The sequence below is a fragment of the Ferroacidibacillus organovorans genome, assembly GCF_001516615.1.
GTDB lineage: Bacteria > Bacillota > Bacilli > Alicyclobacillales > SLC66 > Ferroacidibacillus > Ferroacidibacillus ferrooxidans_B.
On record NZ_LPVJ01000043.1, the window covers coordinates 1 to 10,770 of the forward strand.

General features: G+C 47.4%; 10 protein-coding genes. 7 read left to right on the forward strand and 3 right to left on the reverse strand.

Annotation, left to right across the window (positions count from 1 at the left end):
* Nucleotides 1–49 precede the first annotated feature (49 nt).
* Nucleotides 50–334 (reverse strand): SDR family NAD(P)-dependent oxidoreductase, encoded by a 285-nt coding sequence (locus ATW55_RS09815; RefSeq protein ID WP_235587077.1) that lies wholly within the window; start codon nucleotides 332–334, stop codon nucleotides 50–52.
* Between the two features lie 371 nt (nucleotides 335–705).
* Between ATW55_RS09815 and ATW55_RS09820 the strand changes: the two genes are divergently transcribed.
* From ATW55_RS09820 to ATW55_RS09835, 4 genes are all read left to right on the forward strand, one after another.
* On the forward strand, nucleotides 706–2,223 hold the full coding sequence (locus ATW55_RS09820; protein ID WP_067716566.1) for an NADH dehydrogenase subunit 5: 1,518 nt from the start codon (nucleotides 706–708) through the stop codon (nucleotides 2,221–2,223).
* Nucleotides 2,224–2,255: 32 nt separating this feature from the next.
* Complete coding sequence (locus ATW55_RS09825) at nucleotides 2,256–4,847, forward strand: DUF2309 domain-containing protein (RefSeq protein WP_153005116.1); 2,592 nt, start codon at nucleotides 2,256–2,258, stop codon at nucleotides 4,845–4,847.
* Between the two features lie 48 nt (nucleotides 4,848–4,895).
* Nucleotides 4,896–5,261, forward strand: coding sequence for a DUF2294 domain-containing protein (locus tag ATW55_RS09830; RefSeq protein WP_067716573.1), 366 nt, complete (start codon nucleotides 4,896–4,898; stop codon nucleotides 5,259–5,261).
* Between the two features lie 61 nt (nucleotides 5,262–5,322).
* Nucleotides 5,323–5,832 (forward strand): hypothetical protein, encoded by a 510-nt coding sequence (locus tag ATW55_RS09835; RefSeq protein ID WP_067716577.1) that lies wholly within the window; start codon nucleotides 5,323–5,325, stop codon nucleotides 5,830–5,832.
* A 29-nt stretch (nucleotides 5,833–5,861) separates the two neighbouring features.
* Here ATW55_RS09835 and ATW55_RS09840 read toward each other — a convergent pair whose 3' ends face one another.
* Together ATW55_RS09840 and ATW55_RS09845 are read right to left on the reverse strand one after the other, a co-directional pair.
* On the reverse strand, nucleotides 5,862–6,206 hold the full coding sequence (locus ATW55_RS09840) for a substrate-binding domain-containing protein (RefSeq protein WP_067716581.1): 345 nt from the start codon (nucleotides 6,204–6,206) through the stop codon (nucleotides 5,862–5,864).
* Between the two features lie 20 nt (nucleotides 6,207–6,226).
* A complete protein-coding gene (locus ATW55_RS09845) occupies nucleotides 6,227–6,994 on the reverse strand; it encodes a GntR family transcriptional regulator (protein ID WP_067716586.1) in 768 nt (255 codons plus the stop codon).
* A gap of 206 nt (nucleotides 6,995–7,200) precedes the next feature.
* Here ATW55_RS09845 and ATW55_RS09850 point away from each other — a divergent pair, with 206 nt between their 5' ends.
* The 3 genes from ATW55_RS09850 to ATW55_RS09860 all read left to right on the forward strand — a co-directional run bounded on the left by ATW55_RS09850 (nucleotide 7,201) and on the right by ATW55_RS09860 (nucleotide 10,420).
* Nucleotides 7,201–8,586, forward strand: coding sequence for an extracellular solute-binding protein (locus tag ATW55_RS09850; RefSeq protein WP_082685732.1), 1,386 nt, complete (start codon nucleotides 7,201–7,203; stop codon nucleotides 8,584–8,586).
* A 70-nt stretch (nucleotides 8,587–8,656) separates the two neighbouring features.
* Complete coding sequence (locus tag ATW55_RS09855; RefSeq protein ID WP_082685733.1) at nucleotides 8,657–9,574, forward strand: carbohydrate ABC transporter permease; 918 nt, start codon at nucleotides 8,657–8,659, stop codon at nucleotides 9,572–9,574.
* Nucleotides 9,575–9,595: 21 nt separating this feature from the next.
* Nucleotides 9,596–10,420, forward strand: coding sequence for a carbohydrate ABC transporter permease (locus ATW55_RS09860; protein ID WP_067716589.1), 825 nt, complete (start codon nucleotides 9,596–9,598; stop codon nucleotides 10,418–10,420).
* The last annotated feature ends 350 nt before the right edge of the window (nucleotides 10,421–10,770 follow it).

Genomic DNA, 10,770 nt, shown 5'->3' on the forward strand with positions numbered 1-10,770 from the left:
TTGGCCAACGAAACTGGAAATGAGATGGTTTGAACCTACCAATACCCAATTATTGGGGACAACTGCATAACTCATGGACTAATATATCGAGCGAATCAATCCTTTTAGCCGCTGTGTGCAAGCTGTCAAAATCATTTAAATCAATCTTGATGTACGTCGTTGATAGGCCTTCTGCGGCAAGTTCTTCGACGGCTGCCTGCCCACGGACTTTATCACGTGCCCCAATGAGAATGTCATAGCCACGCTTTCCAAGATTTCGGGCGATTTCAAAACCGATGCCTTTATTTGCGCCAGTGACGAGTGCCTTCATGGTGTGCTCCTTTTCATTTTTCACTTGATACAAACACATTATAACTCGAGTTTGGCGCGTTCAGGCAATGTCGTGTGATTTAGCGGGTAGACATGGTGGCTTTGATATAAAGTCAAGACTGTAGACACGATAAACATCTTTACGATCATGCGTCACTACTGTGAACAAGGTCAAACTTGACGGCATACTGGATAACGAGTAGACTGTAAATGTAAAAACTAAACATGATATCGAGGTAGACTTTTCAAAAAACCAATTTGGTTAGTTGATGGTAAACCGACAATATTCAGGGTGTAATGGTCACGAAAAGACCATTTCATTTTGAATTTGTCGGTTTTTTATGTTTTTGGAGAAAATAAACTCTTTAGATTTCAATCATTGAACGGGGGGACAGGATGTTCGTTATCATGTTTTTCTTATCCCTTGCGATATTGGCGTTAAGCGCCGTGGTCCTATTGCATCCGCGTGTTCCCATACACTTTGTCCGTATTCATGTTGGCATTAGTGGACTGCCTCCATTGATTGCACTGTTGAATCTTGTGACGAAGAGCACGAGTCGAATCTATGGTCCTTGGCACCTTGATCCCCTGGCTTGGCTGACTGCACTTTTCGTTCTTACGATCGGGTTCGTCGTACAACGCTATTCGGTTCACCAATTACTTGGTGATCGAAATTATCGACAATATTTTGCACTCTTAACACTGACTACGGGTTTTGCATCGGTTGCCTGGTTAAGCAACGATCTTCGCTTTCTATTGGTCTTTTGGGGAGGGACGCTGCTTGGGTTGACGTGGCTCATACGGTTGAATCGGGATTGGCAGGTAGCAAGGACTGCAGCTGTGCGCGCTGGTCGATTATTTGCACTCAGTTGGTTCATTTTGTTGTTTGCAATAACCTGGCTGTCGATGGCGACTGGACACTGGCAGTTTTCACTTGTACTTACCAAAGACAGTCTGGCGCAACTGAGCTCGTGGGATAGAACTGGAATATCCCTGTTGTTGGTTATTGCCGTGGTCATTCCAGCAGCCCAATATCCTTTCCAACGCTGGTTGTTAGACTTGGTCGTTGCTCCAACGCCAATTTCAGCAGTGATGCATGCGGGTGTCGTGAACGCGGGCGGAATGATCCTGACGCGCTTTGCCCCTGTTTTCAGCGGTGATTTAGCCCAAATTGTTTTGATTGTGCTCTCTGGTTTTTCAGTATTGCTTGGGACCGGAACAATCTTGGTCCAAGTGGATTACAAGCGCCAATTAGTGGGATCAACGATTGCGCAGATGGGGTTCATGTTAATTCAATGCGCATTAGGTGCCTATTTGGCAGCCATTATTCACGCTGTCTTACATGGACTATTCAAATCCGCCCTGTTTTTGCAAGCTGGGTCTGCTGTTCATCGCCACGAACAAGTAGCTTCAAAAACAACCTCACCTTTATGGCGAATTGCCGGTGTCGTTTTAGGACTTCTTTCAGGAATTGGGTTTTGGTTCATTGTCAAAGGCAAAGGCTACGATATGATCAGTGCCCTGCTCTTGGGATGGTCTGTGACTTTTGCGTGGTTACATCTTGTGGCTTTGGATAACGGGCGTATTAGGCGTTTTGTGGGGTTTTTCGTATTTACAGGAATGCTCATCGTATTCGGCATCGCTCTTGCCGTTTTCTATGTGTTGTTGCACGGAACCATTCCGCAAGGAGTCCAACCACATCCATTCGTTATGATTTTAATTATATTTATCTTGTTGATTGGTACTGTGACGGGTGCGTGGTTATCTCGCCATCCATCATCTACTTTCTACGCGATTGTGTATCTGTGGCTCGTACGATTTGGAGAACCTCATCGCGACGCGGTTGAAAGTCATCCGGAGTATCTACAGCTGCGCAGTACTTTAGGAGGTGAAACACGATGGATGGAACATTGACATTCTCAGAACAACTTGGTTTAAAACAGGAAATGGAAATACCTGATGTTCTTGATCTTGTTTCGACCAGTGACATTCCTAATTTGGTGAGTTCCGCCAGCAGGGTCATTGCACCCCTTGGACCGATTTCTGAGTTTGCGGCAAGGAGCCCCTGGCTGGGACTTGAAAACCATTTTTTTGACGACGTCGCGCGTTGGCTCAAAGATATCCGTGACGTGGATATCTATCCTGGTGTTTCGCTATTGCGAGACGCGATGAAGCGGGGTGAAATTGATCCGAAGTTAGTCGATAAAGGGTTGCAACGCTGGCTCGATTCACAATCGTTGCAATTGCCGCGTGATGTTGCAGAGCGCTTCTGTCGGGCTGCATTAGAGTTGGATGATCTGCCTTCTGCGCTTTTAGAAGCACCTGAACTAAAAAATCAAATAGCAAAATGGAGTGTTCCAGATTACTGGATTAAACAGCAACATTCCATACAAACTTTGAGTTTTCGCTTGGAACAACAAACTGGTGTGAAAGTAGCCCGAGATCTTGACCGCCACGTGATTAAGTGGTGCAAGTTGTTTTTGGGCGGATCGCACACGGCTTGGGCACTTCCAAGTCGCGAGGAAGGTTTCTATCGGGCCTGGCACCGCCTTGTGCAATACGATCCGGAGCTGAATCATTGGCAACGTCAACTGCTAAAAAAATGTCCGAAAGATGCAACCGATGCTTTAGAGGAAGCGTTGTCTGCGTTTGAAATTTCCCAGTGTCAAATTCAGCACTATCTTGAGGCGCATCTGCTGTCCTTGCCGGGTTGGGCTGGAATGATGTTGTGGCGTTCGCAGCAAACGCCTGAAGAAGAGTCATTGCTCACCGAGTATTTGGCTGTTCGGATTTTGCTGGAATGGGCTTTAATCAAACCTTATTTACCCTTACCTGAACAACAGACTAAAGACCAATCACTCCATGTTCGACTGATTGCGGCATGGGTGCATTGGGGTGATTTGCCGATTGAAGCTTGGCCACAATTATCTGCTTCGCAGCAACAAACATACCTATCTTTTGCTGATTCTTTTGACGAGTTTCTGCGGCGAAGGATTTGGCTTGAAGCATGGGAAGAAACGTACGAAGAGCGACTGAAAGCAATGATCACATCGAAAAAGTACACAAGCGATGCGAAAAAGCCTGCGTTGGTACAACTCGCTTTTTGTATTGACACGCGGTCAGAGCCCTTTCGTCGCGCGCTTGAAAAAACGGGTCCATTTGAGACGTATGGTGTTGCTGGATTTTTTGGACTGCCAATTGAGACATGCAAACTTGGCAGTTCTCACAGCCATGCGTCCTTACCGGTAATCCTTAAACCACAACACAAAATTAAGGAGGTTGCCCCTTCTTTTACATTCAAACCGTATGAACAACGCCGACAAGTGGTGAATTCGGTAAAACACATGTTTCAAACCATGAAGCAAAATGTATTGACGAGTTTATTGCTGCCAGAGGTAAGTGGCCCATGGCTCAGTCTGCACATGTTGGCTCGTAGTTTTTTCCCGCGTGGAGCCGGGCGTGCCTTTAGAAAACTGAGACAAGAATTTTTGCAAAAACCCGCCACGGAACTGTCGCTTGATTATGTGAACCCAGAAGTTGGCTTGCCGATCGGTTTTTCTGAGCAAGAGAAAGTGCACTATGTGCGGCAAGCGCTCAACATGATGGGGTTGACGAAGAACTTTGCTCCACTCGTAATCATTTGCGGGCATGGGAGTCACAGTACGAACAACCCATATGCAGCTGCACTAGACTGCGGGGCTTGTGGCGGGGCATCAGGCGGTTTTAATGCGAGGGTTTTGGCAACGTTGTGCAACAGTCCAAAAGTGAGGGAAATGCTTTGTAAGGAGGGAATATCCATCCCGATAGATACGGTGTTTGCAGCCGCCGAGCATATCACAACGATCAATGAATTGCGTTGGCTGTACGTCCCCGAACTTTCAAAAGCAGCACAAGAAGCATTTGATAGAATCCAGGGGGTGTTGCCCACGGTAAGTGAACACGTGAATGCCGAGCAGTTAGCGCGATTGCCTGATCTTGGATTTCGTTTCAAACGCCGAATGAACGAGGTGCATCGTTTTGCGGAAGATTGGAGCGAAGTGCGTCCCGAATGGGGGCTGGCGCGTAACGCCGCCTTTATCATCGGCACCCGGCGATTGACCGAAGCGTGCGACTTGGACGGGAGAGTCTTTTTGCACACCTACGACTGGCAAAAGGATGATAATGGCACCTTGCTTTCGAACATTATCGCGGGTCCAGTAACCGTGGCTCAGTGGATAAACCTGCAGTATTATGGATCGACTGTTGCACCGTATTATTACGGTAGCGGGAACAAAGCGACACAAACTGTGACAGCGGGTGTTGGTGTCATGCAGGGGAATGCAAGTGATTTGTTAATTGGACTTCCCTGGCAATCCGTCATGAAAACCGACGAAGCGTTCTATCACGCACCTTTGCGGTTGTTGGTGGTCATCGAGGCGCCGGATCAATATGTGGAGCGATTGCTGGCCCACGATGCCGCATTCCGCCAAAAGGTTGAAAATGGCTGGATTCGGCTTGCGATGATTGATCCGGAAGGAAACTGGGAGAGTTGGTTTTAAATACGAGCTTCTCTGGCTAATCAAAAATCACAATAGAGGTAGGAACTTATGAATAAATCAAAGGGTATGGTCGAGTCCGAAATCAGCAAAGCTGTAACACAATGGGAGAAAGATTATCTCGGGCGTGGATCTCTGACAGTTAAATCAGACATTTTACGCGATATGATTATTGTTACATTGCGCGGAATCTTAACCCCTGCTGAATATGTCCTGTGTAGTGATAAAGAAGGATTGTTATCGATAAAGAGGACTCGAACAAGTCTGGTGGAATCGGGTATTGCGGACTTGAAGGAGATGATTACTAATATTGTCGGGTTTGAGGTATTGAGTTTTCATACGGATCTTAGCACTCGTTCTGGGGAGCGCGTCATGGTTTTTAGGTTGTCAGGTGATTTGTCGAGTACGTTTTCATAGAAAATCGGAATCCGTAATTTCTAAATAATTTACTATTCCACCAAGAAGAGGAGGTATCTTTATGTATTTCGATGGGAACAAAAAGGCGTTGTTCTTGACTGGAATGGATCAAGAATTGCAACCATTGCTACAACGTGCAACTGAGATCAAGCCGGAAAACGTGATGATGTTACAAACATACGGACCGGAAATTTCCCAACCCTATGGCGATCTCATGCGAGATATCATCGTTGCTGTATATCAGGAGAAGGTTGAGGATATTTTCGTGGTAGGGATAAAAGGGGAGCAGCGGAATGCCGTGAACATGCGTGAGTTACAAAATAAGATCTGTGAACAGGAAGAAAAAAAGGAGGAAATCAAGACAATCGATTTCGTGCTTAAACATTGTGTGCCGGAATTTCCAGGCGTTTCTCTTAATGAATGGTTAGAAGGCAGCACATCCGTGATCGAGGGTCTACAAAAGAGTGTTCAATTTCTTCGTGATCATCCTTTGATACCAACTGATCTTAGCGTGTACGGATTATTAATGGACAAGGAGAGTGGTGAACTAATCGAAATTCAGGCACCTTAATGAGTGGACGAATGGGGCGATGTACCCATTCAATGCACGATCATCCGCGTGGAGTTACCGAGGATGAGTTTTCCGGGTAGCGTTTGAGAGGCATGGTCATCCGTTGATTCTTTCTCGATCTGTGCCCAGAGGCTTTCAACGGCGAGTGTGCCCATGGCCCATTGGTCTTGACGGATGTGTGTAAAGTGCCAAGGTGTTGTTTTGGGGCAAGGACCATCGAATGTTGCGATCGCCATGTCATCGGGTACACGGTAGCCGAGGCTGTTGCAGGCTTCATAGGCGTACATCGCAAAGTTGTATTCGGCGGCCACAACGGCGGTCACGTTCTTGTGTGACTTGAAGAATGCCTCCGTGAGCGGTACACATTGATCCATGTACTCATGATCGCGATTGTCTAATTCTGTTTCTGAAAGGATCGCGGGGCAGAGTTCCTGTGCGATAGATAGGTTTGCATCGCGATGCGCCGCGGCGTAGCTGCATAGCGATCTTCTAGTGTGGCGGTTCCATCAATCGCGTGCGCAAGAAAAGCGATATTTCGGTGCCCGCATTGAAGCAGATGCTCTGTGAGAAGATAAGCGGCCATGCGGTTGTCAGTTGTAAAGGACGGGATTGGAATTCGCGGTAGGAGACGGTCGACAAGTACGACTGGGAATTTTTCAAGTGAGAGTCTCAGTATCTCAGGGTTATAATATTTGCCGTTCACAGGATAGACGATCAGTCCTTTAACGCCGAGCTCCAAAAGACGCCGAATCGCCTCTTGTTCGCGATCGGGATCCCCATACGTACGCTCGACAATTAAGAAACCTCCACGCTTTGAAACGGCGCACTCAATACCTGAAAACAGTTCGATCCCATAGGTATCTCTGAAGTTTGGCACGACATAACCAATAGGTTTTGGCGATGACTCAGCTAATTCCCCTGGCGTCTCTTCCTTGTTGAATGCGAGTTTGCGCACGAATGTCCCCTTCCCGCGAATGCGAACAATCAAGCCCTGTTCCGATAAAATCTGCAGGGCGCGTGTCGTCGTGATGCGACTGACCCCATAACGCTGTGACAAAACAGGTTCCGGCGGCAAAGATTCCCCTGATGCAATTTTTCCTGACAGAATTTCGTCTCGCAACAGAAGATAGATTTTTTCATAAAGCGGGGATTCGATCGCCACTGTGTTCACTCCGTAGTTTTTCGTCGTGTAATCAGTCTATTACCTATATTTATTATAATGTTTAATTTTCTTTGTCACCGCAGAAAAATAGAAAATATTTTTTGAAAAATCATATTAATCATATTGACTTAGACAATTTGGTGGCATAACACTAGAGCTAGATTCAAAGAAAGCGTTACCATCCAATGAATCTAGGGGGCATATGAATGGAGAAAAAAACAAAGGCAGTGCTTGCCGTCGTTTCACTATTGGCGACAGGATCGCTTCTCGCAAATTTTGTCGTTCTCTCGGCAAACGCGACGTCGGTAAAGCGAAGCCCATTTGCAGGCAAGACGATCACCATTGCCTATCAGCAGTTTGGCGGTGGACATCAAACGCAGATCTGGTTGTCTTCTGTTCGGGGACAGTTTCAGAAAATATATCCGGGCTCAAAGATCGTGTTGGAACCGATCAACGCGTCTGAGAACGAGTATTACACAAAGCTTGATCTCATGAACCAGTCTGCCAAGACTGCGCCGGACATCATGGTCGAGGATACCTTTTTGGTAAATTCGGATGCGAGCGCGGGGTACCTGATGCCAATGAACAAATTTGTAAATAGCTGGCCCGCATGGAAGAGGGATTTCTATCCTGCGATGCAAAAGGCGGCAGAATCGACCAATGGAACGGTGTACGGTGTGCCGTTTAATACAGATACACGTGGACTTTGGTATGACAAACCGTTGTTTAAAAAAGTTGGTTTGCCGGTTCCCTGGCAGCCGCACTCGTGGGCGAACATTTTGCAGGCAGCGCGAACGATCAAAGCCAAAGCTCCCGGCGTGACACCGCTCTGGTTCTACAGCGGAAAACCGATGGGCGAGGCATCCACGATGCAAGGATTTGAAATGCTTCTCTATGGAACACACAATACACTTTTTGACAGCAAGACAAAGCGCTGGGTGGTGTCTTCTCCTGGATTTTTAAACTCGCTCAATTTTGTAAAAACGATCTTCACGCAGAATTTGGCGGAACCGTTGCAGAATGCTTTAACACCAGAGTCGTCGACGATCGCAACTCAACAATTAATGCCTAAGCAGAAAGTAGGAATTTTGCTGGATGGTGTATGGGAGTACAGCAACTGGCTTCCGACAGGACCTGCGCCGTGGCCGAAGTGGAACAGCGTATATGGTGTGGCAAAAATGCCCGACCAAAATGGTGATGGCTATACGTCGATGAGTGGCGGCTGGACGCTCTCCATTTCATCCAAAACAAAAAACGCGCAAATGGCATGGGACTTCATCAAGCTAGCCTGTAACAAAAACAATATGCTGCATATTGACTTGATGGATGCGAACGTCACTCCGCGCAAGGATGTGGCCGCGATGCCAGCTTACAAATCTGCAGGCCACGGGATTTTAAGTCGATTTGCTTCGTTTAATGCATTTACACATTTTCGACCAGCGTTCGCTCAGTATCCGTCGATTTCAAATGACATTCAAAACGCAATGGAAAATGTCATGACAGGTAGTGTGAGCCCTGCACAAGCCATGCAGCAGTATGCACAGCAGGTTACGAATTACGTGGGAAAAGCGCATGTCACATCGGTGAAATGATGATTTTTCGCTGCGGACGGACTGTGTGGCCTGCCGCAGCGCGCTCACTTGACCCTGAAAGGGGAAGACCATGGCTACGGCGATACCCATTCAAACGTCTTCGCTCTCTCAACGAAAGTCAAAGCGCCCCCTTTGGCGGGCACTTCTCTTTCTCGCGCCTGCGGTGATTGTCATGATGATCTTTTATTTTGGCCCTGTTCTCTGGACGTTTTATATCTCGTTTACAAACGTCGCGCTTACGGGACCCACTGCCACCCACTACCAATTCACGGGGCTTCGAAATTTTCAATTGATGTTTGGAAGCGGTAGCTTTTGGCAGGCCGTTCTTATTTCGCTCTGGTATTTCATCGGTTCCGCATTGATCGGGCAAACCGTTTTGGGCCTTCTGCTCGCACTTCTCATGCAAAGAGCCAATCCGGTGGTGCGCGCCGCTGTGGGGGCTGTCGTGATCGCTGCTTGGGTGATTCCTGAGATTGTGAAGGCATTCACCTGGTTCGCTTTTCTCAGCCAGAATGGAACGTTGAACACCGTGCTTCAGTCTATGGGGATCGCCAATCCTCCCGCGTGGCTCTTCACGCAGCCCTTGCTTGCGGTCATCATCGCCAACACCTGGGCGGGCACCGCATTTTCCATGATGGTTTACTCGGCGGCGCTTAGCAGCGTGCCAAACGAACTTATTGAAGCGGCGAAAATGGATGGGGCTACGTTTTGGCAGGTACTCTTTCGCATTGTACTCCCCGTGATCAAGAATTCGATCATGACAAACACGATTCTCATCACATTGCAAACGCTCGGCGATTTTACCCTGATCTATGCCATGACTGGCGGTGGGCCAGGGACGCAAACGTCCGTTCTTCCTGTCTTTATGTATCAGCAAGCGTTTTCCTTTTATCAACTGGGCTATGGTAGCGCGATTTCTCTCATTCTACTCTTGATGGGCATCATCGCGTCCTTGCTTTACATCCGCTTATTAAACGTCGATCTTTAATTGGGTTTGGGGGAATCGCAGATGACAGCCCGTGTGATCATCAGCAAAGGTGTGATAAATCTCATTTTGATCGTAATCGGAATTCTTTTTGTAGTTCCTCTGCTCTGGGTCATCACGGCGGCCTTCTCGCAAAACGCCTCTTTGTCTGTGCAGTGGCCACAACCGTTTAGCCTGGAGAGTTTCAACCAGGTGTTAACCGCTTCTAATGGCTTTGCTTTTCTCAACAGTTTTTACTTGTCAATCGGCACAGCGGTTGCGACAGTCCTTATCGCGACAGTCGCAGCGTACCCACTTTCGAGGTACCAGTTGCGCTTTAAAAAACCCTTTCTCTACACCATTCTTTTCGCGACAGGTCTGCCAATCACGGCGATGATGGTTCCCGTTTATGAGGTATACAACGCGCTTGGTCTTGTAGACTCCCTCTTTTGGACAGGGACATTTCTTGTCGCATCGTCCCTGCCTTTTGCAATTTGGATGATGAAGAACTTTATGGATAGTGTCCCCACAGAGCTTGAGGAGGCGGCCTGGGTCGATGGGGCGTCTGTGTTGGGGAGTTTGCTGCGCGTCATTCTACCACTCATGCGTCCCGGTTTGGCGGCGGTTGGCATTTTTATCTTTGTCGGCGCTTGGGGTAATTTTTTTGTCCCTTTTGTGCTAATTCAAAGCTCGAACTTGGACCCTGCCGCCGTGACTATCTATCAGTTTTTTTCTGAGTATGGCATGGTGGCGTACGGTCAATTGGCGGCCTATTCGATTCTCTACACAATCCCGGTGGTGGTGCTTTACATTTTCTCATCACGTTGGTTAGGTGGAGCATTCAATTTTGGTGGCGCAGTCAAAGGATGAGACCGGCGCATTTGGGCTTGAAAAGGGGGTGATGAATCGGCGCGGTCTGGAAAGGCTGTCCATTTTTTGGGAGAAGGGATTTGATTACCATGAGTTATGCAGTTGTCCCCAATAATTGGGTATTGGTAGGTTCAAACCATGAGTTATGCAGTTGCTGTATAAATTTGGATCTCTATTTTTGTGTAAAGTTTATGAAATCACAATAAAACTATTGACATTTCTGGTACACCCCAAAAATCGACGAGAAGGCATCTAACGGCCTATCTCTTAGCGATGTGGGTGTGAACCATGGCTCGTTTATGTAAACCTGGATTCAAAGAACTCTCGTCTTTCAGTCGTGTGGGTGGTCA